This is a genomic window from Streptomyces sp. SAI-170 (assembly GCF_049739565.1).
In the GTDB taxonomy this organism is placed as follows: domain Bacteria; phylum Actinomycetota; class Actinomycetes; order Streptomycetales; family Streptomycetaceae; genus Streptomyces.
The window spans coordinates 281255-303300 of sequence record NZ_JBMGQD010000001.1 but is presented as its reverse complement, the minus strand read 5'-3'; the positions used below and the strand labels follow the sequence as shown (position 1 = coordinate 303300).

Below are 22046 nucleotides of genomic sequence, written 5' to 3'. Positions count from 1 at the left end.
CTAAGGCTGTCGAGCATCACGTTTTGAGCTCGAAGGTCGCACCGGAGGAGCACTGCCGGGTCACGGCTCGATGGCCCCCTGCACCATAGGCACCCGGCGGGGAGACGGGCTTGTGGCGAACATCACGGCAGCAGACGTACCTACTGGTCGGTATGGTCGCGGGGAGCCGTGACGACAGGAGGCGCGATGTCTGCCACCAACCGCCAGATCCGTCTGGCAGCCCGCCCCGTGGGCGAGGTCGAACCCGATGACTGGGAGCACTGTACGGAGCCCGTCGACGAGCCGGGCCCGGGCCGGTTCGCGGGCCGTACCCGCGTCATCTCCCTGGACCCCGCGATGCGGGGCTGGCTGGACGACCGTCCCTCCTACCTGCCGCCGGTGGGCATCGGTGAGGTGATGCGCGCCGGATCGGTCATCGAGGTCACCGCGTCGAACCACCCCGACTTCCAGCCGGGTGATCACGTGGTCGGGACGTTCGGTGTCCAGGAGCACGTGGTCTCCGACGGCAAGGGCGCCATGAAGATCGACACCTCCCTCGCCCCGCCCTCGACCTATCTCGGCGCGCTGGGCATGCCTGGTATGACCGCCTACTTCGGCCTGCTGGACGTCGGAGCGCTGCAGGAGGGCGAGACCGTCGTGGTGTCCGGCGCGGCCGGCGCGGTCGGCACCATCGCCGGTCAGATCGCCAAGGCCAAGGGCTGCCGGGTCGTGGGCATCGCCGGAGGGCCGGAGAAGTGCGCGCTGCTCACTGACGAACTGGGCTTCGACGCAGCGATCGACTACCGCACCGAGGACGTCCGCAAGGCGCTCCGCCGGCACGCCCCCGACGGCATCGACGTCTACTTCGACAACGTCGGAGGCGACATCCTCGACGCAGCCCTGACCCGGCTGGCGATGCACGCGCGCGTCGTGGTCTGCGGCGCGATCAGCCAGTACAACAACGCCACCCCGGTCAAGGGCCCCTCGAACTACCTCTCGCTGCTGGTGCGCCGCGCCCGCATGGAGGGCTTCGTCGTCTTCGACTACGCCAAGCGGTACGGCGAGGCCGCCCAGGAGATCGCGGCCTGGATCGGCGCCGGTCGCATCAAGGTCAAGGAACACGTGGTCAGGGGGACCGTGGACGACTTCCCGGAGACATTGCAGATGCTCTTCCGCGGCGAGAACGTCGGCAAGCTCGTGCTGGAGCTGGCGTGACGGCCGCCGAGAGCGCGCTCGCGCTCCAGGACAAGGTCGCGATCGTCACCGGCGGTGCCAGCGGACTGGGCCGGGCCACGGCCCTGGCGCTCGCCAAGGCGGGGGCGCGCGTCGTGGTCGCCGACCTCGACGCACGGGGCGGCCGTGAGGTGGCCGAGATGGTCGACGGCCACTTCCGTGCCTGCGACGTCTCCGACCTCGAAGCCAACCTGGCGTTGGTGGACTTCGCCCAGCAGCAGTGCGGCGGCGTCGACATCGCGTTCCTCAACGCGGGAGTGGCGACCGGATGCGGCCTCGGCGACGACTTCGACCTGGCGCGCTACCGCCGCGCGATGGGCGCCAACCTCGACGGCGTCGTCTTCGGCACCCATGCGGTGTTGCCGGCGCTGCGGGCCCGCGGCGGAGGAGCGATCGTGGCGACCGCCTCCCTGGCGGGCCTGGCGGCAGTGCCGCTGGATCCGCTGTACGCGGCCAACAAGCATGCGGTGGTGGGACTCGCACGCTCCCTGGGACCGGCTCTCGCCCGTGACAACGTGCGCTTCAACGCCGTCTGCCCGGGGTTCGCCGAGTCGCGGATCATCGACCACCTGCGCGACATGCTCGCCGAGCAGGAACTGCCGATCATCCCGGCCGAGGTCGTCGCGGACACGGTGCTCCGGCTCGTCACCGGCGACGCCACCGGGGAGTGCTGGTTCATCCAGCCCGGACGCGATCCGGAGCCGTTCCGCTTCCGTCGCGTGCCTGGTCCGGGGGAGGCCGTCGGCGTCTGAGAACGCCTACGACAAGTCACGGGGGCGATCACCTGAGAGTGGGTCCTGACCGCGGCCCTCTGGATCAGGCAGGAACATGTGCCAATGGTGAAGCCCCGCCGGCGTGCGGCGGGGCTTCGTTGCGGACAGCGCTTCCCGCTGGGTCAGCTCGTGCGAGGTGTCAGTCGGTCATGCTGCTCATCTTCCAGACGGTCATGGACTTGACGGTGCTGCCGTCGCCGAAGAGGCGCAGGCCGAGGGAGTCCTGCCGGAACGGGTAGGCACGCGTGGTGATCGACTTGTGGGAGTTCGCGTACGCCTCGATGACCGAGCGGTCGACGAACACGTCCAGGGTCAGAGTGCCGTTGGAGAGTGTCAGCGGACCCTTGTGTACGCCGAGGTTAGGTTCGGCGCTGGAGTTGTTGCCCGACCGTGTCCGGTCCACTCCCAGCTGTCCGCCGGCGGCGTCGTAGAAGAGGCGTGTGCGCTCTTCGTCTCCGGGGCTGCGCAGTACGTCGAGGCCGAAGGTGCCGGCGCTGCCGCGTTCGAGGGTCAGTTTGATGTGGAGCATGTCGCCCTTGATGTTCGTCAGGCGCTCGTTCGCGGCGGAGACGGACGTAGGGGCGGTGATGTCGACGAGGGGTTCGCCGTCATGGAGGCGTGCGACTTCCTCGACGGGGCTGAAGCCGAGGTCTCCATCGGGCCGCATGGACAGCTGGATGGGAAGGCCTGCGTTGTGTGCCCATCCGGCGTCGTAGTGGGCGCGCTCGGTGCGCCGGTCCTGGGCGATGCTGAAGACGAGCGAGCGTCCCTTGTCGTCCACGGTTCCGCTGGGGCCGGTGAAGTGGTCGCCGTAGTCCATCAGCTTCGGTTCAGTGGTGTCGGGTGTCCAGCGGCGGGCCTGGCCGTCCCAGATGCCGGTCCAGTAGTAGACGTACTTGCTGCTGTACTCGCCGGGGCCGGCCGGGAAGGCCGGGTTGATCAGCAGGGCCCGGCGCTCGCGGCCCTGGGCGTCCTTGCCGATCGGCAGGAACGTGGGCAGCTCCCAGACCTGGCCGGTCTTGGGGTATGCCGCCACGTCACCGGTCATCAGCGGCCCGGAGTACGTCCAGTCGGTGAGGTTCTTGGAGGTGTACAGCAGGGCCGTGCCTCCGATGTCGCGGCCGTCGGTGGCCTGGACGCCGGAGCCCATCAGCTGGAACCAGGTGTCGCCCTCCTGCCAGACGAACGGGTCGCGGAAGTCCCCGAAGCGGACCTTGCGTCCGGCGCCGACGTTGAGGTCGGCGGTCTGGCTGGTGACAAGAGTGGGGTGCATCTTCCACTCGACCAGGTCGGTGTCGCTGGGGTCGACGGGGCGGGCCAGGCCGGTGGCCTGGTTGGGGCGTTGGGAGTCGTTGCCGGCCGTGAACAGCAGGACCGGTACGCCGTTCTCGTCGTAGGCGGCGTCGCCGGACCAGACTCCGTCGGGTGCCACGCTGTCCTCGGTGGGCGCGAGCGCGACGGGCAGGTCGCGCCAGTGGACCAGGTCCGTGCTCACCGCGTGTCCCCAGCTGATGTTGTGCCAGTAGGGGCCGTGGGAGTTGTGCTGGTAGAAGAGGTGGTACTTGCCCTTGTACTGGATGGGGGCGTGGGGCTCGTTCATCCAATGGTTCGGGGCGGTGAAGTGATAGCCGGGACGGTAGCGGTCACCGTCGTAGCGGGCACGGTCCATCTCCATCCGCGCGGTGGGCGTGACGCCTCCGGCGAAGGTCTGGACGTCCTTCTGGTGTCCGACGGTCACCGCCGCGGGGGTGAGCGCGCCGGTGTGGATCTTCACCTCGTCGATGAGGCCGTTGAACATGTTCACGGCGAAGGTGCCGTTGATGATGGCGGGCTGGTTGTGCCGTCCGATGATCAGCGGCACGTCGGCCTTGGCCAGCCGCGCGCTGGTGGGAATGGCGGTCTGGGCGACCTGCTGGCCGTTGAGGAAGAGCCTGATCGCTCCGTCGGCGGGCGCGAACACCGCGGACAGGTGCGCCCACTTGCCTGCGGCCAGGGCCGCCGACTTCGGGACGGTGATCTCGTACCACGCGTCGCCGGTCCCGATGCCGAACTGCCACCTGCCGTGCCGGCCGACACCGAGGGAGAAGCCCCGCTTGGCACCCTTGTCCTGCTGGTTGACGACCGCTGACGGCTTGCCGTCGTCACCCCACTCGAACGCGCGAGGCGCGACCCATGCCTCGACGGTCAGACCGTCGGTGGACAACTGCGTCTGCGTCGCGGCGCGGGAGACCCAGGTGGAGTAGCCGTCGAAGAGCAGGGCGCCGGACAGGACACCGTCCTCCTCGCGCTTGGGGCGCCACAGCGGGTCGCTGTCCGGCTTGAACTGCGCGTCGTTGAAGACGTAGCTGATCGGATCAGCCGCCTGGCTGACCTTTTCCCTGGTCGTGGCGCCCTGGCCCTCGGAGAAGTCCCAGTGGGCAGCGAGCTGCGTCGCGGAAGGGTCCGGGGCGTTGTCCGTGCCGGCGCGGACGTCGTCGAGGTTGATGTGGCCCCAGCCGCCGGTGGCTTTGTCGACGACGGTGATGCGTAGTTGCTTCCCGAGGTGGGCGCGGGCGTCCCAGGTGACGCGGCGGTAGGTTTCGTCGTCGGTGCCGGTGGCCTTGTTCAGGACGGTGCCGTCGAGGGTGGTGAGGGCGACGTAGAGGTCGTTGTCGTTGCGGCCGCCGGAGACGAGGGCGCTGACCATGCCGGTGCCGGTCAGGGTGAACGCCTCGGACGTGGCGGTTCCGGTGGCTGCGTCGCCGCCGGAGGCGAAGCCCCACAGGTGGTAGGTGCCCTGCTGGTTGAAGCAGCAGCCCCATCCCCAGCCGGGTTTGTCGCTGACCGCGTTGGTGAAGGCTGTTCCGGTGGTGGTCCAGCCGCTCAGGTTGCCCTTCTCGAAGCCCGGATTCGACAGCGTGGTCTCGCTTGCCCCGGCCGGCTTCGTCATCAGCGGTGACAGCAGGCCGACACATACGGCGAGTGCGAGCAGCACTCGCAGAAGGACGAGCGGGGGACTGGTGGTGCCTCTTGCCGGCGAGCGTGTGCGCATGCATACCTCCAGTGATGAGTGATGAGGAACGGGCGTGTGGGGCGCCGCCCTTGAAACCGCGGCGGCGCACGTGGAGCGCCCGCGGTCAGGCAGTGCGGTGTCTTGCTGCCGGGCGCAGGCAAGCGGACGGGCTGGCTGCGCCTGTTGGGGCCGGGGGACAAAGCAGCCCGCGGCGCGGCGGATCAGGTGAGGGCTAGAGCCGTTCGAACGCGGCTGTCTGTGCTGTCTGTTCGGCGCTGGGCGGGTTCGCGCCGGGCACGGAGCAGGTCAGGGCGGCGACGCGGGCGGCGAAGGCGCAGGCATCGGCGAGGTCTTCGAGGTTCAGTGCGCTGAGCCGGCCGCCGAGGTGGCCGAGGGCGGCGAGGCGGTGGAGCAGGCCGGCGGTGAAGGAATCGCCCGCGCCGACGGTGTCGACTACGTCCACGGCGGGGGCGGGGACGATGACGCGCCGGCCGTTGAGGGAGGCGAGGGCGCCGTGCCGGCCGCGGGTGATGACGACCAGGGGCGCGCCCAGGGCGTGCCAGATGTCGCAGGCTTGTTCGGGGTTGGCTTCGGGCAGGAGCAGGGCGAGATCGTCCTCGCTGAGGCGGAGGATGTCGGTGAGGGCGCACCAGCGGGGGAGCCGTTCACGGTAGGCGGCGAGCGGTATGAGGTGGGGGCGGACGTTGGGGTCGAGACAGATGGTGACCTGCTCGCGGACGGCGTCGAGGTGGTCCTCGATCCGGCTGCCGCCGGGCTGGCGTATCAGTGCGAGGGAGCCGGTGTGCAGGCAGACCGTGCCGTCGTAGGAGGCGCCCGCGAGTTCGGCGGCGCTCCACTGCCAGTCGGCGGCGCTGTCGGCGTAGAAGGTGTAAGCGGCCTGGCCGCTCGCGTCGAGGCTGGCGACGGCCAGGACGCTGGGCTCGGCGGCGTCGACGCTGCCGGACAGATCGACGCCGGCGCCAGCGAGGCGGCTGCGGAAGAGGGTTCCGAGGACGTCGTGCGAGAGCCTGGCGCGCAGGCGGGTGGGGGTGCCGAGGCGGGCGAGGGCGACCGCGGTGTTCGCCGGGCCGCCGCCGGGAAGGACGCGCAGGGCAAGTTCCTGCGGGCCGGATCGGGCGGGGTCGGGAAAAGCGTCGGCCACACACTCGCCGAGGACGGTGACACTGCCGGGGGAGGGGGATCGGAGCATGGTGAGGGTCTGTCTCCTGGTAACGCGTACTGACTGCTGCGCACGGCACGAGCGCAGGAGGAGATGCGGCTGGCCTGCTGCTTGTCCCGGAACGGCCCTCGGGGGGCCGGGTTCTCGGCGCCCGCCGGCCGGTCGCGGTGCCGCAACGACCGGCCGGCCGCCAGGGCGAAAGAATGAGCCGGCGTGGAGGGACGGGGGAGCGTCTGCCGGGTCGGTGGGTTACCGCCGGCGGACCGGAACGTTGACGTCGTCCACGTTGATGTGGCCCCAGCCGCCCGTCGCCTTGTCGACGATTTCGATGTAGATCTGCTCACCGATGTGGTCGGCGAGGTCGAACACGACGCGGCGGTACTGCTCGCCGCCGCGGCCTGTCGCCTTGGCCAGGATCTTGCCGTCGCTGGCGCGGACCGCAGCCGCGTAGAGCCGGTCGGGGTCGTTTCCGCCGGATACAAGCAGGTCGACGAGGCCGTCGCCGCCGAGGACGACGGTGGCGGAGCGGAGCACACCGGTGGCGTCGTCGCCGCCCGCGTCGGGGTTGAAGCCCCACAGGTGGTGGCCGCCGTCGTCGCTGCCGGTATCGGCCTGGTAGAAGGGTCCGCCCCAGCCCCAGTCGGTGCGGGTGGTGACGTTGGCGTCGCTGAAGGTCGTGCCCGAGACCACGGTCCATCCGGTGAGGTCCCCGGTGGCGAAATCGTGGTTGGGCAGGGCGTCGACATCAGTCGGACGCGGCGGATCGTACGCGGCGGGCGCGACGGGCGTGTCGTAGGCGCCGTTCATCCGCCACACGTCCAGCTCCACGATCCGGGGAGAGCCGCCGTCGGCGGCGAGCCGCAGGCCGGTGGCGTCCTTCCGCGTGGGATAGACGCGGCTGGTGATGCTGTTGGTGCCGTTGACGTAGGTCTCCAGCATGGAACGGTCGAGCAGGACGCGCAGACGCAGTCGCCCGCCGTCCAGTTCGACGGTGCCGCCGTGCACGCCCTTGCGGACGTCCGGATCGAGGCTGGAGAGGCTGCGGTCGATGAAGAAGCGCCGCTCGGCCGTGTCGTAGGACAGCAGCGTCTCCTCGGTGCCGTCGGCACAGGCCCTCACCGCCAGGCTGATCGTCCGCGCGCCGCGCGGCTCGATGACGGCCTGGATGTCCAGCAGGTCGCCGCGGACGCCGGCGAGCTCTCGGTTCGCCTCATCGATGGACGTCCCGCGGATCCGGGCGAGGTGCTTGGCGCGGAGCCCGGCTGCCTCGCTGATCGGTTCGACGCCGAGGCGGCCGTCGCGGCGCAGCGAGAGGCTGACGGGCATCCCGGCGTTGTGCGCCCAGCCGGACTGGGCGTGCTGCTGCTCGCTGCGGCGGTCCTGGGTGATGCTGAAGACGACGGACCGGCCGTCGGGGGTGACGAGGCCGGAGGGTCCCGTGAAGTGCTCGCCGAAGTCGAACTCGCGGGGCTCGTCGTGGTCGGGCAGAAAGCGGCACTCACGCTTGTCGAACGTGCCGATCCAGTAGTAGGTGTGCTTGACGGCGTTGGGGTTGAACCCCTCCCACCAGGGACAGATCAGCAGGATGTGCTTGCCGCTGCGCCTGCCGCCGGGGCCCGGGAGAGGAAGGAGTACCGGCAGTTCCCACACCTCGCCGGGCTCCGGGTGGGTGGTGAGGTCGTTGTGGTGCAGGGCTCCGCGGTACGTCCAGGGGCCTTCGGGCCTGCGGGCGGTGTGGACGAGGGCGGTTCCCCCATGCTTGCGGGCCACCCGGGTGCCGTCGTAGTCGACGATGCCGCTGCCGACCAGCTGGTACCAGACGCCGTCCTCCTCCCAGACGAACGGGTCACGGAAGTTCTCCGCCCATGCGGTGCCGGGACCGGCGGGCAGACCGGCCGGGGCTTCGGTCACCGGCTCGGACTTCATCGTCCAGGCGGGCAGGTCCGTGTCCTTGTCGGCCGGGTAGGTCGACACCGCGAGCCCGGTGCGCTGGCGGTATGGCAGGCGGTCGTCGCCGCCGGTGAAGAACAGGACCGGCCCGCGGTCCCCGTCGACGCAGGCCGAGCCCGACCAGCAGCCGTCCGGCCCGACCGAGCCGGCGGCCGGCGCGAGGGCGATCGGAAGGTCCCGCCAGTGCACCATGTCGGTGCTGACCGCGTGCCCCCAGTGGATCTGCCCCCAGAACGGGCCGAGCGGGTTGTGCTGGTAGAAGATGTGGTACTTGCCCTTGAAGTAGACAGGCGCGTGCGGCTCGTTCATCCAGTGCCAGGGCGGCAGCATGTGGAACTGGGGCCGGTGCCGGTCGCCGTCGAAGCGGCTGCGCTGCGGGGCGAGGTCCGGCCGCGGCACGCGGTGGCCCGGGAGGCCGGCGACGTACTGGGCGTGCTCCTGCTGCGCGGCCGCATCGTCCAGGGTGCCCTGACGGATGACGAGGCTGTCCATCAGCCCCATGTACATGTTGGCGTGGAACTCGCCGTTCAGCAGCGTGGAGCGGTTGTGCCTGCCGATGAGCAGCGGCTCCTCAGCGGCCGGCACAGGGGCCTTGTCCGGCGTGGCGGTGGTGCCGATCAGCAGGCCGTCGCGGTAAAGACGCAGCTGCCGGGCAGCCGGGTCGTAGGTCGCTGCCACGTGCGTCCACCGGTTCTTCGCCGCGGGCTTGTCCGGGGCGCCCTGGACCTCGATCAGGCTGTCGCCGAAACCGAGTTGGAAGACGATCTGCCCGAAGCGGCGCAGGCCGAGCAGGAATCCGCTTCGCGTGTCGGGGTTGTGCTGGTTGGCCAGCGCCTGGGGCTTGCCGTCGATGCCGTGCTCGTAGGCGTAGGGCGCGATCCACACATCCAGGGTGAGCCCGCCGGAGAGGTCGAGGTCACCGGGACCGTTGGCGGTGACGACGGTCGAGTAGCCGTCGAAGTACAGTGCCCGGCCGCGCACGCCGCGGCGCCGCAGAGGATCGCTGTCGGGCTTGTAACGGGCGTCGTTGAAGACGTAGCCGACCGGATCGGCCGCGCCGGACACCGCCTCCAGGGTGGCCGCGCCGGACCGCTCGTCGAAGTCCCAGCGGGCGGTGGGCCGTGCGGCCGGCAGGGCCCGGCTCCGCGCGGCTGCGGGGGCGGAAGCGAACGAGAAAGGGACGATCGCGCCGCCCACAGCGGCGGACACGACACTGAGGGCCGTTCTTCTCCTCATGGCTGACTCCTGGAACAGTGCGGCAGGGCTTCCGCCATGCCAATTCGGTTTAGCACGTGGCTCGGCATCGTTCGCCTGGCGTACCGGCTAAAGCAAGAGCTAACGCACAGCGATTTACATTGACGACACTTGCAAATCGAACTAATCGAACAAAAGGTACAAAATTTCGCCGTTGCTGGTTCGAGATGTCCAGGGTGTTGACATGGGGCCATTGGCGATTCAATCTCGTCACAACCTTGCTAATCCGATTTAACAACGGAGCTGAGCCGCTGATGTCTGAACGCCGCGTGACGATGGCCGACGTTGCCCGCATGGCAGGTGTCTCGCCGACCACCGCGTCGTTCGCCCTTTCCGGCCGCACCGACATGCGCATCTCCGACGCCGCCCGCGCACGCGTCCTGGAGGCCGCCAAGGAACTGGGCTACCGCCCCAACGTCACGGCACGCAGCCTGCGCACGAAGTCGACCCAGACCATCGGGTTCGTCTCCGACCAGATCACCACCACCCCGTTCGCGGGCGATGTGATCCGCGGTGCGCTCGAGGCCGCCCGCGAACGCGACAACCTGCTGTTCATCACAGAGGCCGGCGGCGACCGCGCCGCCGAGTCGTCACTGGTTCACGCGCTGCTCGACCGCCAGGTCGACGCCGTGATCTACGCGGCCATGTCCACCCGCTACATCACCCCGCCCAAAGAGCTCTACGGGCAGCGGGTCGTGCTGCTGAACTGCCTGGCCCCCGGCTTCGACGCACCGTCCGTCGTGCCGGACGAACTGCAGGCCGGCCGCGACGCGGCCCGGGCCCTGCTCGCCGCCGGTCACACCAAGGGCATCTGGGCGATCGGCGGCCACCTGGCCGTGCCCGCCTCACCCGAGGGAAACATCGCCGGAAACGAGCGCATGCGCGGCATGGAAGAGGTCCTGAGGGCGGCCGGGGCCCACCTGGACGGCGTCATCGAGTGCGACTGGAACACCCAGGACGGCTATCGGGAGGTCTCCGCGCTCCTGGCGGCGGGCCATCGCCCACGGGCGCTGGTATGCCTGACCGACAGACTGTCCATGGGCGCCTACCAGGCGCTGGGCGAGGTGGGACTGTCCGTGCCCGGCGACGTGTCGGTCGTGTCCTTCGACGACCAGGACATCGCCGCCGCACTGCGCCCGGCACTCACCACCGTGAAGCTGCCGCACGCCCGGCTCGGCCGCCTGGCAGTCGAGCTGATTCTGGCCCAGGGGCCGCTTGAGGCAGCCGTCCACCGGGTGGCCATGCCGTTGCAGGAGCGTGATTCCATCGGCGCCCCCGCCCTGGAGTGACACCGGCCCGAAAAGCGGTCGTCCCGCCGCCTGGGAGCGAAGACTCCGAGCCGGCAGGACGGTCACCGAAAGACAGCGACCGACGCAACCGGTCGCACCGGCGGGTCCGGCAAGACCCGCCTCAGTGAGATGGAGGAAACCCCGTGGTGTGGAATACAAGGCGCCTCGCTGGTGCGAGTGTAGCCGCTGCAGCGGCGACCGCGCTGGTCGCCGGCTGCGCGTCCGGAGACGGCGGCAGCTCGTCCGGAGCCAGCGGCGACACGCTGACCCTGTGGACGCACAACGCCGGCAACTCGGCCGAGCTGGACGTCGTCAAGAAGATCATCAAGGATTTCAACGCCTCCCAGACCACGTACAAGGTCAAGCTCCAGGCTTTCCCGCAGAACGACTACAACAGCTCCGTCGTGGCCGCGGCCTCGGCCCGCAAGCTGCCCTGCCTGCTGGACGTGGACGGCCCCAACGTGGCGAACTGGGCCTGGGGCGGCTACCTCGCCCCCATAGACGTCTCCGGCAGCGAGGTTCCCCTGTCCGACCAGCTGGCCAGCACGGTCGGCCGCTACCAGGACAAGGTCTACGCGTTCGGCTTCTACGACGTCGCCCTGACACACTTCGCACGCAAGTCGGTGCTGAACGAGTACGGCATCCGCATCCCCACCCTCGACAAGCCCTGGACGCGGGCCGAGTTCGACGCGGCCCTGGCCAAGCTGAAGAAGAGCGGCAAGTTCCAGTACCCGCTGGAGATGGGCACCGGCGGCAGCGGTGAATGGTGGTCCTACGCCTACTCCCCGCAGCTGCAGAGTTTCGGCGGCGACCTCATTGACCGCGACGGCTACAAGACCGCCGCAGGCACCCTCGACAGCCCGGAGTCCGTGCAGTGGGCCACCTGGTTCCGGTCCCTGGTGTCCAAGGGCTACATGGCGAAGAAGTCCGGCGCCGACCCCAACAAGGACTTCCTGGCCGGCAAGAGCGCCATCCAGTGGGACGGCAGCTGGAACGCGGCCAAGAACGCCGACAAGCTCGGCGACGACCTGGCGATCATCCCGCCCGTCGACTTCGGCGACGGACCCACGATCGGCGGCGCCTCCTGGCAGTGGGCCATGAGCTCCAGCTGCTCCAACAAGGACGGCGCCCAGGCGTGGCTGAAGTTCTCCCGCCAGACCAAGTACTTCGTCGACTACGCCAAGGCCACCGGCACCCTCCCGGCAACCGAGGCCGCAGCGCAGCAGATCGACGGCTACCAGCCCGGCGGGAACTTCAACGACCTCGTGGAGTTCGCCCGCAAGTTCGCGGTGGTGCGCCCGGTGACCCCGGCCTACCCCTACATCTCCACCGAGTTCGAGAAGGCGGCCAAGGACATCCTGGCCGGAGCCGACCCCAAGGACGCGCTCGGGCAGGCCGCGAAGGACATCGACACCAACCTCAAGACGAACAACTACTACGCCGGCTGACCCCCGGTCCGGGCCCTGACCACGCTTCCCCCGCATGGCCCGAGCCGGACCGGATTCCCTGGAGCTGACGAACAGCTCCTACGCCGGCTGACCCCCGGTCCGGTTCGGGCCCTGAGCACGCCTGCTCCGCGTGGCCCGAGCCGGCCCGGATTCCCTGGAGCTACCGTGACCACCAAGACCGCAGCCCACGCCCGGCTGCGTCCGGTAAAAAGAACACGACCGACACGCACCCGCCGCCGCGAGAGTTTCACCGCCCTCGGCATGGCCACACCGGCCATCGTGCTGCTGATCGTCTTCCTCGTCGTACCGGTCGTCCTCGCCTTCGCCCTGGCATTCACCGACGCCCGACTCATCTCACCCACCCCGGCCCGGTTCGTGGGCCTGCGCAACTTCCGCCTGCTCTTCGAGGACCCGGTCTTCTACAAGTCCCTGCGCAACACGGCGTACTTCGCCGCCGTGGTCGTCCCGCTGCAAGCCGGGCTCGCCCTCGCGCTCGCGGTGCTCGTCAACGCGAAGGTACGCGGCGTCAACTTCTTCCGCACCGTCTACTTCCTGCCCGTGGTGACCTCGATGGTCGTCGTCTCCCTGCTGTGGACCTTCCTCTACCGCAAGGACGGCCTCGTCAACCACGTGCTCTCCACGCTCACCCTGGGACACATCGAAGGCCCGGACTGGCTGGGCGACCCCAGCACCGCCATGCCCGCCATCATCCTGATGTCGGTATGGCAGGGCGTCGGCTTCCACATGATCATCTGGCTGGCGGGCCTGCAGACCATTCCCGCCGAGCTGTACGAGGCCGCCGACCTGGACGGGGCCACCCGCTGGCACCGCTTCCGCCACGTCACCTGGCCCGGCCTGCGCGCCACCCGCAACTTCGTCCTCGTCACCATCACCATCGCGGCGTTCAGCCTCTTCACCCAGATCAGGGTGATGACCCAAGGGGGCCCGCTCGACTCCACCACGACGGTCGTCTACCAGGCGGTGCACGCCGGCTACGACCAGCAGCAGACCGCGTACGCGGCGGCCATTTCCCTGGTCTTCTTCGTACTCGTCCTGAGCGTGTCCCTCGTCCAGCGTTTCCTGACCCGGGAGAAGGACTGACATGACCTCCTTCCTCAAGCACCTCGGCGGTCATGCCGGCCGGGTCGTCCTGGCCCTGGTCTTCGCGCTGCCCCTCGTCTTCATGCTGGTCTCCTCGTTCAAGACGGACGACCAGATCTTCGACGATCTGGGCTCCCTGCGCGCCTTCCTTCCCGTGGGGGCCCTGTCCCTGGACAACTACACGGGCGTCTTCGAGCGCGTCCCCGCGGCCCAGTTCCTGCTGAACTCGGTGATCATCTCGTCGGTCACCGTGATCCTCGGCATCGTCATCAACAGCATGGCCGCCTTCGCGCTGTCACGCATGGTCTGGCCAGGCCGCAAGGTCGTCATGACCGCGGTCATCGCCACCCTCATCGTGCCCTTCGAGACCTTCGCCCTGCCGCTGGTGTGGTGGGTCAACCAACTGCCGCTGCTCCGCGTCAACGGCTTCCACCTTGAGTGGACCACCGGCTGGATGGACACCTACCAGGTCCAGATCCTGCCGTTCGTGGCCAACGCCTTCTCGATCTTCTTCTTCCACCAGTACTTCCAGAGCATCCCCAAGGAGATCGACGAGGCCGCGGTCATGGACGGCGCCGGCTGGTTCACCATCTACCGGCGGATCATCATGCCGCTGTCCGGACCGGCCGTGGCCACCGTCGCCATCCTCACCTTCCTGCCCGCCTGGAACTCCTACCTGTGGCCGCTCATGGTCGTACAGAGCGAGAACCTCCGGCCGGTCATGGTGGGCATCTCCTACTTCTTCCAACTCAACGTGGGCTGGGGCCAGATCATGGCCTACTCCTCCATGATCACCGTGCCGATCCTGGCCCTGTTCGTGGCCTTCCAGCGCTCCTTCGTCAACAGCATCGCCTCCACCGGCGTCAAGGGCTGACTTCGCGCCCCGACTCCGCACCGAAAGGACCCCCTGCGTGTCCGTCATGCCTGCAGACCCCCACGTGCCCGTCGCGCACCTGCGCCCGCCCCGCAACTGGATCAACGACCCCAACGGGCTGGCCTTCCACGACGGCCACTACCACGTGTGCTTCCAGTACAACCCGTTCGGGCCCGAGCACGCGAACATGCACTGGGGCCACTTCCGCAGCCCCGACCTGCTGACCTGGGAGGAACTCCCCATCGCGCTGACTCCCACCCCGGGCGGCGACGACGCCGACGGCTGCTTCTCCGGCAACGCCGTCTCCGACGGCGACCGCATGGTCGCCTTCTACTCCGCCTTCCGCACCGACAACTGGGCCCAGCCGGTCACCACCGCCGAGTCCCGGGACAACGGCTTCACGTGGACATCCCGCGGCAGCCTGCTGATACCCGACCTGCCCGAGGGCACCACCATGTACCGCGACCCCTTCGTCTGGCGCGAAGGAGGCAGGTGGCGGATGCTGGTCGGCTCAGCCCTGGCGGACGGCCAGGCAGCTGCCCTCCTCTACGAGTCCGCCGACCTCGAACACTGGGACTACCGGGGCCCGTTCCTCGCCCAGGCCCCCCAGCTGCTGGCGTCGGGTGCCGACACCGGGCTGGGCTGGGAGTGCCCCCAGTACCTGCACACGGACAACGGACGCAGCGCACTGATCGTCAGCGCCTGGGACCCGAAGCTCGGACCCCGCCGGACGGTCGTCTACTCCGGGCGGGAAGAGGAGGGCCGCTTCCTCGCCGGCGCCCCCGCCCTGCTCGACCACGGCCCCGACTTCTACGCCCCCGCGCTGCTGCCCGCCCCCGACGGCCGATGGCTGCTGTGGGGTTGGTCGTGGGAGGCCCGCGACCAGCAGTGGGTCAGTGCGGTCGGCTGGGCCGGGATGCTGACCCTGCCGCGCGAGGTCACCCTCGGCGAGGACGGCACCGTACGACAGCAGCCGGCCAAGGAACTCCTGTCGCTGCGCGACGGGCGCGCTCTGACAGCTTCCGGCGAGACGGCCGCAACTGCCGTACTGGGCACGGTGGACGCGAGCTTCGACCTAACCGCCCGTCTGCAACTCCACGCCCCGGCGACGGCAGGCGGCCTGCGACTGGTGACCTCCGCCGACGGCGGCGAGTACCTCGACATCAGGATCGACCCTGCCACCGGCGAGCTCGTCGTCGACCGTGAGCACGCTTCACTCGACCCCCGCGCGCACGGCGGAACGTATCGCATCCCCTGTTCCGAGGCGGAGACAGCATCCGGTGCCGCGATCGAGCTGCGACTGGTGGTGGACCGTTCCGTCGCCGAGCTGTACCTCCCGTCGGGCCGGACGCTGACCCTGCGGTTCTACCCCACCGGCGCAAGCCCCTGGCGGATCGAAGCCCGCGCTCCGGAAGAGGGCCACATCGGCTACACCGTCGCCGCATGGAATCTGCGTCCGCACACCGTGCGACACGAGACAGAAACGAGTGTCCAGCCCGCGCTCACGTAGAGCGCACCACTCGCCGTTGAGGCGTGCCGCCGGTCGTGAAGCCGCCGCCTCAGCTACGAAGCTGGGGCGGCCCGGCTTGCCTCAGTGACGAGTGGACATGCCCCGACCTCCGGGAAGCGCCATGGATCTCACCAGCACCGCCCGCACAGCACCCCGTCAGCTGCTGTACCTGGCGTCGAGTGTTCACAGCGTTCGCGTAACAGCGCCGGCGCGTGCCGAATGCGTGGGTCTTCTCAGGAAACGCGCGTCCGCACTCTTCGCCGCCTGGGCGATGAGCGACGACGCCCAGGCGGCTGCAGAGCTGGTGATCAGCGAGCTCCTGACCAACGCTGTGCTGCACGGACGCGGAATGATGACGCTCGCGATCACCCGCACCGGCCCGACGCTGGACATATCGGTTGACGATCACGGGCAGAGCGAACGGATCACCCCGCCCTGTGAGCCCGGTGAGCACGGACGAGGCCTGGCCATCGTCGCCGCAGTCAGCTGCGGCCTGCAGATCGATGAGACCCCGCGGGGCTGGCGTGCCCGGGCACGCATGAACCTCGAGCCCTAGGCAAGAGACAACTGCTCACCGACCAGCTGGAAACCCTGCTGGGGCGCCCGCCGAAGACCGTGTAGGCGCTGGAGAACCATCCGCGGATCCAGGAGCCGGCGGCTGCTGTGAGCAACTGAGCGGCCCAGAGCAGAGGCCTGCGATCGGCGTGTCGCCCGCACCGGAGACACGGCTGACCAGTCCAGCTCCTGGGGCAGGTACTCCCACTGGATGCCCTTATGCAGCACGACCAGGATCCCGCACAACGCCTGACGGTCGGGCGCCTGGGAAATGACGGCGCCATCGTGTGCGGGCTCAGAGTGTGAGCAGCGTACGGAGGTCGATGACGCGGTAGCCCCGTGCAGAGAGCGCGTCGAGGATGCGAGGCAGGGCATGGGCGTCGATCACCTCGGTGCGGCCCTGAGACGCCCCGACGTGCATCTGCAGGATCGCTCCGGGACGCAGGGCGTCGAGAGCCCTGTCCACGGCGCGGTCCACGGTCATGCCGCCTTCGGTTCCCTTCCATCCGTTGGTGTCGGTGGTGAACTCGATGTCCGCGAAACCGAGGGCGTTGACCTCCTTGATGTGAGCGGGACTGGTTTCGCTGTACGGGAACCGGAAGAACGGCGTCATGGCGCGGCCAGCCCCGGCGGCGCGGAGGGCCCGGTCCGCGGCCAGCACTTCGTGCTGTCGCCCGGCCTCGGTCAGGTCCTCGAAGAGGGGGTGGCTGAAGGAGTGGTTGCCCAGCCCGTGGCCGGCTGCCGCGATCTTCCTCACCACTGCGGGGTAGCGGTCGGCGAAATCGCCGGTCAAGAAGAACGTAGCGGGTGCTCGACGGCGGGCGAGCTCGCCGAGGACACTGTCCAGGCCGATGTCGTTCCAGGCCGCGTTGAACGTCACTGCGATCACCCGCTCGTGCGTACGGATCACCCGATTCTCCGATCCGAACAGCGCGTGCAGTCCCTTGGCGTCCACGGTCGCCGTCGGTTGTGGCGCTACAGCCTCGGCAGGCGGAGCCACTGAACCCTGCGCGAGGGCCCACAGCAGCACGGCGGACAGTGCCGCACATGTACCGAGCAGATACCGGCCGAGACGGCCGCGGTTCGTGAGTACGGAAAGTGAGTGCATACCCCCGCCATCGGCCGGCCGCGTCTCGGCCTTGAGGACATGACGGCGGACCAGCACGGGGCCGTCGGTCAGGCGGGTGCGGTCACGCCCGCACCGTATCGTGGACGTCCCCTGACATCGGCAGGCGCCCGCACGCCCGCACGCCCGCACGTCCGCGCGGACGGCTTTGAAGGCGATGTGCGCGGCGAGCGGTTGCTGGTCTGCGGGCTCAAGAGACTGAGCCGCCCGTGATACCCAACGCCGGCCGTCTGGCGTGGTTCCGATCTTGACCACCCGCCGAACTCCTGCCAGGACTTACGAATTCGAGCGTCAGAGACCTCCTCGTCACCCCTCGGCGCGTGCAACACTGCCGCGACACTCGCAGGTGATCTGCGTCGGGAAGCGACACCCCGCTCGCCCTTCGAAGGGGACCACTACCAGTGAGAAGACTAGTCGTGGGCATGGCCTTGGGGCCTGCGCTCACCGCCCTCTTGGCGGCCGGACCACAGTCCGCGGCCGCAGCCACGCAAGACGTGGAGGCGACTGCATCCGAGGCCGCCGCCGCGCACCACGAAGACAACCGTCCCGGGCCGCTCACCAAGCAGCGCAACGAGCTGCGCAAGCAGGCGATCGACCTGATCGCCAAGGGAAAGGCCATGGCCGACGCGGACGGCGTCGTCAAGCTGGGGCCCGGAAAGTTCACCGAGACCAAGACCACAAGGCAGGACAAGATCTTCACGATCCTGTCCGAGTTCGGCACCCAGAGTGCCGGCCGCTACGGGACGGTGCCCGGCCCGCTGCACAACCAGATACCCCAGCCGGACCGCAGCGTCGACAACTCGACCGCGTGGGCGCCCGACTTCGGCAAGACCCACTACGAGAACTTGTTCAACGGCTCCGGCGAGTCGATGAAGACGTTCTACGAAGGTCTGTCCAACGGCCAGTACTCGGTGACCAACACCGTCACCGACTGGGTCAAGGTCCCGTACAACGAGTCGTACTACGGTGACAACGCCCGCGAGGACTACGGCGGTTCGTGGGACTTCATCCAGGACAGCGGCAACGCCTGGTGGAACGCCCAGATCGCCGCCGGAAAGACGGCGGCCGAGATCGACGCCTACCTCGCCCAGTTCGACGTATGGGACCGCAACGACTGGGACCACGACGGCGACTTCGACGAGGCGGACGGCTACATCGACCACTTCCAGGCCGTGCACGCCGGTGAGGGCGAGGACTCCGGCGGCGGCGCCCAGGGCGAGGACGCGATCTGGTCGCACCGCTGGTACGTCAACGGCGACGACTTCGGGATCACCGGACCGTCGGTCGGAGGCACGCAGAACAAGGCAGGCGGCGCCCGCATCGGCGAGTCGAAGTACTGGTTCGGCGACTACACCACCGAGGGCGAGAACGGCGGACTCGGCGTCTTCTGCCACGAGTTCGGCCACGACCTCGGCCTGCCAGACTTCTACGACACCAGCGGTGGCGGCGAGAACTCCACCGCGTTCTGGACCCTGATGAGCAGCGGCTCCTGGCTCGGCCACGGCGCCGCAGCCGGCGAGGGCATCGGTACCCTGCCCGGCCTCATGGGCGCCCAGGAGAAGGAGTTCCTCGGCTGGCTGGACCACAGCACGGTCAACGTCGGCGGTTCGGGCACGTACACCCTGAACCCGGCGCAGTACCGCATGGCCGGCAAGGACCAGGCGGTCCGCATCAATCTGCCGGACAAGGTGACCACCAAGTCCTACACGACACCGACCTCCGGCCGGAACGCCTGGTGGACCGGGTCGGCCGACGGCCTGAACCAATCGCTGTCCCGCTCCCTTCCGGCATCGTCGAGGGTCACCGTCACCGCGCAGGCGTGGTACGACATCGAGGCCGACTACGACTACCTGTTCGCCGAGTACTCGCTGGACGGCGGTACGACCTGGCAGCGCATCGGCTCCGCCGTCGACGGTGACTCCGCCGGAAAGTGGACCACGCTGCGCTACTCCTACGACGCGGGCGGCAAGCCCTCGATGTTCCGCTTCCGCTATCAGACCGATGGCGGCGTCCACCTGACCGGCGCCTTCCTGGACGACATCGCGTTCACGGGCGGCGGTTCGACCCTCTTCGCCGACGACGTCGAGCAGGGTGCCAATGGCTGGTCCGCGCAGGGCCGTTGGAAGATCTCCACGGGTTCCGAGACCGCCACGACCGCGCAGTACTACTTGGTGGAGAACCGCGAGTACGTGGGCTGGGACAAGCTTCTCGCCGAGGGGCCGTACCAGTACAGCCGGGCTTTCACCCGCCCCGAGTGGGTGGAGTTCTTCAAGTTCCAGAACGGCATGCTGGTCTGGTACGTCGACGAGTCGTACGACGACAACAACACCAGCCAGCACCCGGGCGGCGGTCTGGCGCTGCCCGTCGACGCCCGGCCGCAGCCCTTCACCTACGGTGACGGAACCAGCCCGAGCAACCGGCGCCAGCCGTTCGACGCCACGTTCGGCCGCGAGGCCACCGACGCCGTCTGCCTCCACAAGGAGGTCAAGGTGGGCAGCGGTCCCAGCGCCACCGTGGAGACGCGCGAGGCTTGTGCCCCCTCGGTCGTCGGCATTCCGGTCTTCGACGACACCGACCCGACGGCGTACTACAGCACCGCGAACCCGACGGGCAGTGTGAAGGTCGCCGGGCACGGGGTGAAGGTCACCGTCACCGGCGACTTGGGTGACGACCTGACCATCAGCGTGCTGAACCCGGCGTGACGACCTGACGGTCACTCCGAAACACCCGCACCGCACCGACAGCGGCCGGGGGCCGGCGCCCCCGGCCGCCGTCGGTGCACACCCGGGTCTCGGCAGGGGCGCGGCTACTGCGCTGAAGAAGTCGGCGTCGGGGTCGAGGCGTTGGCCGCTTGCGCTCCGGTACGGGCCCGGGCCTGTTCGATCTCGTTGATGTGGGTTTCGGTCCATCGCCGGAGCGCTGCGATGGGCTCGGCCAGACTCCGGCCCAACTCCGTGAGGTCGTACTCGACCCGGGGCGGGATGGTCGGATGAACGGTGCGCGTGACGAAGCCGTCGGCCTCCAGGCCGCGGAGGGTCTGAGTGAGCATCTTCTGCGAGACGCCCTCAATGCGTCGGCTCAGATCGGTGTACCGCATGGTGCCCCCGAGAAGGGCGTCGACGACCAGGATCGTCCACTTGCCGGCGATGTGGTCGAGCACCTGGCGCGTCGGGCACTTCGCTGAATAAGCATCGGCGGGCAGGCCGGAGGACTTCACCACAGTCGTCATTGCAGGAGAGTAGCGCACTAATAAGTGCCTTCTTCCTATTGGTGCGTCACTCTCCAATAGTGAGTGGCATGACGAACCGCCACCTCTCCGTCGCCGACGCGATCCGCAGCCGCCGCACCGTACGCCACTACCGGCCCGATCCGATCCCGCAGACCGAACTCACCGCGCTGCTCGAACTCGCCGTCGAAGCGCCCACCAGTTGGAACCTGCAGGACCGATCGATCGTGGTGGTCACCGACGACGAGGGCCGCGCCGGACTGACCTGGGCCACAGGAGGTCAGCCGCAGCCACAGGAAGCCCCGGTGACGCTGGTCTTCGTCGCCGAACCAGACACATGGCGTGAGGACCGCAGCGACATCTACGACCGGGCACGCCGCAACGGCGCCTGGAACGAGGACTTCATCGCCATGTTCTCCAGCGCCTCCGACTCGTTCCAGGAAGACCTGGACCGCCGTGGCCTGCTGCGCGAGTACGCCGTGAAGGACGCCATGATCGCCGCTTCCTTCCTGATGCTCGCCGCGACGGAGCAAGGCCTCGCCACTTCGCCGATGAACGGCTGGGACGAGGCCAAGGTCAAGAAGGTGATCGGGATCGGCGACCGGGACGACCTGGCCATCGCCCTGCTCATGTCCCTCGGCTACCCGGCGGAGGAGCGACGCCATCCCGGCCGTCGTCCGCTGGAACGAAACGTCCACTACCAACGACACGGAGCCGAGGGCGCCGGCGTGCACCGCCCTGAGCCGCAGTCAGGCGCACAGCGAGGGCATCTTGACCGTGACGAGTCGGGGTGGACCGGTACGGCCCGCGAGACATCAGGCCAACGACAGCTCCCGACACCGGGCAGTACCCCACTCGGCTGAATCCGGCGCGGTTCTCCGTAGCTGGGGGAGGCCGCTGCGACAGGCTGGGGCGCTATGACTGTGGATACGCCCCGCCGCGTAGTGATCTTCCGCCACGCGAAGGACGACTGGCCCGACGTGGACGATCACGAGCGTCCGCTCGCGGAACGCGGTCGCAAGGACGCTCCCGCCGCAGGTCGTTGGCTTGCAGGCGCAGGGATCACGCCGGACCTGGCACTGTGCTCCACGGCCGTACGTTGCCGCGAGACCTGGAAGCTCGCAGTGCCCGAGCTGCCGCAGCGGCCCAGGACGGTGTACGAGGATCGCCTCTACGAAGCGTCCGTGGGTGAACTGATCGGCGTCCTCAACGAGGTCTCCGACGAGGTCCGTGACCTGGCGCTCATCGGGCACAACCCAGGCATGCACGCTCTCGCCGACGCCCTTGCAGGCGAGGCCGAGGGCGACCTGCTGCCGCGAATGAACCGCAGTGGCTTTCCCACCTCCGCCATGGCCGTACTCACCTTCACCGGTTCCTGGCAGGCCGTTGAGCACGGTGCCGGGCGGATGGTCGGCTTCTACGCCCCTCATTCCTGATGGAGTGATGCCCCTGGTCGCCGAAGCGGCGGCCTTCCTCGTCGGTGTCGAAGCCGTGTCCTCCTGAACGGGCGGCCACCGAGCACCTGGCGGCCCGGAGAATCCAGAGAGCCGCGACGA

At 69.0% G+C, this 22046-nt stretch carries 16 protein-coding genes; 11 read left to right on the top strand and 5 right to left on the bottom strand.

The features are described from left to right. The first annotated feature begins 186 nt into the window (after nucleotides 1–186). Both RKD23_RS01400 and RKD23_RS01395 read left to right on the top strand, forming a co-directional pair. Nucleotides 187–1194 carry an NADP-dependent oxidoreductase gene (locus tag RKD23_RS01400; RefSeq protein WP_424851859.1) on the top strand — a complete coding sequence of 336 codons (1008 nt, stop codon included), beginning with the start codon at nucleotides 187–189 and terminating at the stop codon, nucleotides 1192–1194. Further along, entirely contained in the window at nucleotides 1191–1964 is a 774-nt protein-coding gene (locus tag RKD23_RS01395) for an SDR family NAD(P)-dependent oxidoreductase (RefSeq protein ID WP_424851858.1), read from the top strand. The genes RKD23_RS01400 and RKD23_RS01395 overlap by 4 nt, the downstream gene beginning before the upstream one ends. Before the next feature lie 160 nt (nucleotides 1965–2124). Here RKD23_RS01395 and RKD23_RS01390 read toward each other — a convergent pair whose 3' ends face one another. The 3 genes from RKD23_RS01390 to RKD23_RS01380 form a co-directional block, all read right to left on the bottom strand. Next, complete coding sequence (locus RKD23_RS01390) at nucleotides 2125–5016, bottom strand: GH32 C-terminal domain-containing protein (protein WP_424851857.1); 2892 nt, start codon at nucleotides 5014–5016, stop codon at nucleotides 2125–2127. A gap of 193 nt (nucleotides 5017–5209) precedes the next feature. Beyond that, complete coding sequence (locus RKD23_RS01385) at nucleotides 5210–6187, bottom strand: carbohydrate kinase family protein (protein ID WP_424851856.1); 978 nt, start codon at nucleotides 6185–6187, stop codon at nucleotides 5210–5212. 219 nt (nucleotides 6188–6406) lie between these two features. Further along, the gene (locus tag RKD23_RS01380; protein WP_424851855.1) at nucleotides 6407–9343 is read right to left on the bottom strand and encodes a GH32 C-terminal domain-containing protein; all 2937 of its coding nucleotides are present in this window, start codon (nucleotides 9341–9343) and stop codon (nucleotides 6407–6409) included. A gap of 272 nt (nucleotides 9344–9615) precedes the next feature. On the opposite strand from RKD23_RS01380, the gene RKD23_RS01375 reads away from it, so the two are divergent. The 6 genes from RKD23_RS01375 to RKD23_RS01350 all read left to right on the top strand — a co-directional run bounded on the left by RKD23_RS01375 (nucleotide 9616) and on the right by RKD23_RS01350 (nucleotide 16139). Continuing rightward, on the top strand, nucleotides 9616–10650 hold the full coding sequence (locus RKD23_RS01375) for a LacI family DNA-binding transcriptional regulator (RefSeq protein ID WP_424851854.1): 1035 nt from the start codon (nucleotides 9616–9618) through the stop codon (nucleotides 10648–10650). A 143-nt stretch (nucleotides 10651–10793) separates the two neighbouring features. Continuing rightward, nucleotides 10794–12098, top strand: a complete 1305-nt coding sequence (locus tag RKD23_RS01370; RefSeq protein ID WP_424851853.1) for an ABC transporter substrate-binding protein — start codon at nucleotides 10794–10796, stop codon at nucleotides 12096–12098. 165 nt (nucleotides 12099–12263) lie between these two features. Beyond that, nucleotides 12264–13199: a carbohydrate ABC transporter permease gene (locus tag RKD23_RS01365; protein WP_424851852.1), complete on the top strand. Its 936-nt coding sequence runs from the start codon at nucleotides 12264–12266 to the stop codon at nucleotides 13197–13199. Between the two features lies 1 nt (nucleotide 13200). Further along, nucleotides 13201–14073 (top strand): carbohydrate ABC transporter permease, encoded by an 873-nt coding sequence (locus RKD23_RS01360; protein ID WP_424851851.1) that lies wholly within the window; start codon nucleotides 13201–13203, stop codon nucleotides 14071–14073. A 46-nt stretch (nucleotides 14074–14119) separates the two neighbouring features. Then, entirely contained in the window at nucleotides 14120–15583 is a 1464-nt protein-coding gene (locus RKD23_RS01355) for a glycoside hydrolase family 32 protein (protein WP_424851850.1), read from the top strand. A 121-nt stretch (nucleotides 15584–15704) separates the two neighbouring features. Next, nucleotides 15705–16139, top strand: coding sequence for an ATP-binding protein (locus RKD23_RS01350; RefSeq protein WP_424851849.1), 435 nt, complete (start codon nucleotides 15705–15707; stop codon nucleotides 16137–16139). Nucleotides 16140–16433: 294 nt separating this feature from the next. Here the strand turns inward: RKD23_RS01350 and RKD23_RS01345 are convergent, their stop codons facing one another. Continuing rightward, a complete protein-coding gene (locus RKD23_RS01345; protein ID WP_424851848.1) occupies nucleotides 16434–17246 on the bottom strand; it encodes a polysaccharide deacetylase family protein in 813 nt (270 codons plus the stop codon). Between the two features lie 512 nt (nucleotides 17247–17758). On the opposite strand from RKD23_RS01345, the gene RKD23_RS01340 reads away from it, so the two are divergent. Next, nucleotides 17759–19966 (top strand): immune inhibitor A domain-containing protein, encoded by a 2208-nt coding sequence (locus tag RKD23_RS01340; protein ID WP_424851847.1) that lies wholly within the window; start codon nucleotides 17759–17761, stop codon nucleotides 19964–19966. A 104-nt stretch (nucleotides 19967–20070) separates the two neighbouring features. Here RKD23_RS01340 and RKD23_RS01335 read toward each other — a convergent pair whose 3' ends face one another. Continuing rightward, nucleotides 20071–20493, bottom strand: coding sequence for a winged helix-turn-helix transcriptional regulator (locus RKD23_RS01335; RefSeq protein ID WP_424851846.1), 423 nt, complete (start codon nucleotides 20491–20493; stop codon nucleotides 20071–20073). Between the two features lie 68 nt (nucleotides 20494–20561). Here RKD23_RS01335 and RKD23_RS01330 point away from each other — a divergent pair, with 68 nt between their 5' ends. Beyond that, on the top strand, nucleotides 20562–21353 hold the full coding sequence (locus RKD23_RS01330) for a nitroreductase family protein (protein WP_424851845.1): 792 nt from the start codon (nucleotides 20562–20564) through the stop codon (nucleotides 21351–21353). 54 nt (nucleotides 21354–21407) lie between these two features. Continuing rightward, nucleotides 21408–21926 (top strand): SixA phosphatase family protein, encoded by a 519-nt coding sequence (locus RKD23_RS01325; RefSeq protein ID WP_424851844.1) that lies wholly within the window; start codon nucleotides 21408–21410, stop codon nucleotides 21924–21926. Nucleotides 21927–22046 lie beyond the last annotated feature (120 nt).

Coding starts and splice junctions, on each gene's coding strand:
- RKD23_RS01400 (WP_424851859.1), top strand. CDS start 187: ATGTCTGCCACCAACCGCCAGATCCGTCTGGCAGCCCGCCCCGTGGGC.
- RKD23_RS01390 (WP_424851857.1), bottom strand. CDS start 5,016: ATGCGCACACGCTCGCCGGCAAGAGGCACCACCAGTCCCCCGCTCGTC.
- RKD23_RS01385 (WP_424851856.1), bottom strand. CDS start 6,187: ATGCTCCGATCCCCCTCCCCCGGCAGTGTCACCGTCCTCGGCGAGTGT.
- RKD23_RS01380 (WP_424851855.1), bottom strand. CDS start 9,343: ATGAGGAGAAGAACGGCCCTCAGTGTCGTGTCCGCCGCTGTGGGCGGC.
- RKD23_RS01375 (WP_424851854.1), top strand. CDS start 9,616: ATGTCTGAACGCCGCGTGACGATGGCCGACGTTGCCCGCATGGCAGGT.
- RKD23_RS01360 (WP_424851851.1), top strand. CDS start 13,201: ATGACCTCCTTCCTCAAGCACCTCGGCGGTCATGCCGGCCGGGTCGTC.
- RKD23_RS01355 (WP_424851850.1), top strand. CDS start 14,120: ATGCCTGCAGACCCCCACGTGCCCGTCGCGCACCTGCGCCCGCCCCGC.
- RKD23_RS01350 (WP_424851849.1), top strand. CDS start 15,705: ATGGATCTCACCAGCACCGCCCGCACAGCACCCCGTCAGCTGCTGTAC.
- RKD23_RS01345 (WP_424851848.1), bottom strand. CDS start 17,246: ATGCACTCACTTTCCGTACTCACGAACCGCGGCCGTCTCGGCCGGTAT.
- RKD23_RS01335 (WP_424851846.1), bottom strand. CDS start 20,493: ATGACGACTGTGGTGAAGTCCTCCGGCCTGCCCGCCGATGCTTATTCA.
- RKD23_RS01330 (WP_424851845.1), top strand. CDS start 20,562: ATGACGAACCGCCACCTCTCCGTCGCCGACGCGATCCGCAGCCGCCGC.
- RKD23_RS01325 (WP_424851844.1), top strand. CDS start 21,408: ATGACTGTGGATACGCCCCGCCGCGTAGTGATCTTCCGCCACGCGAAG.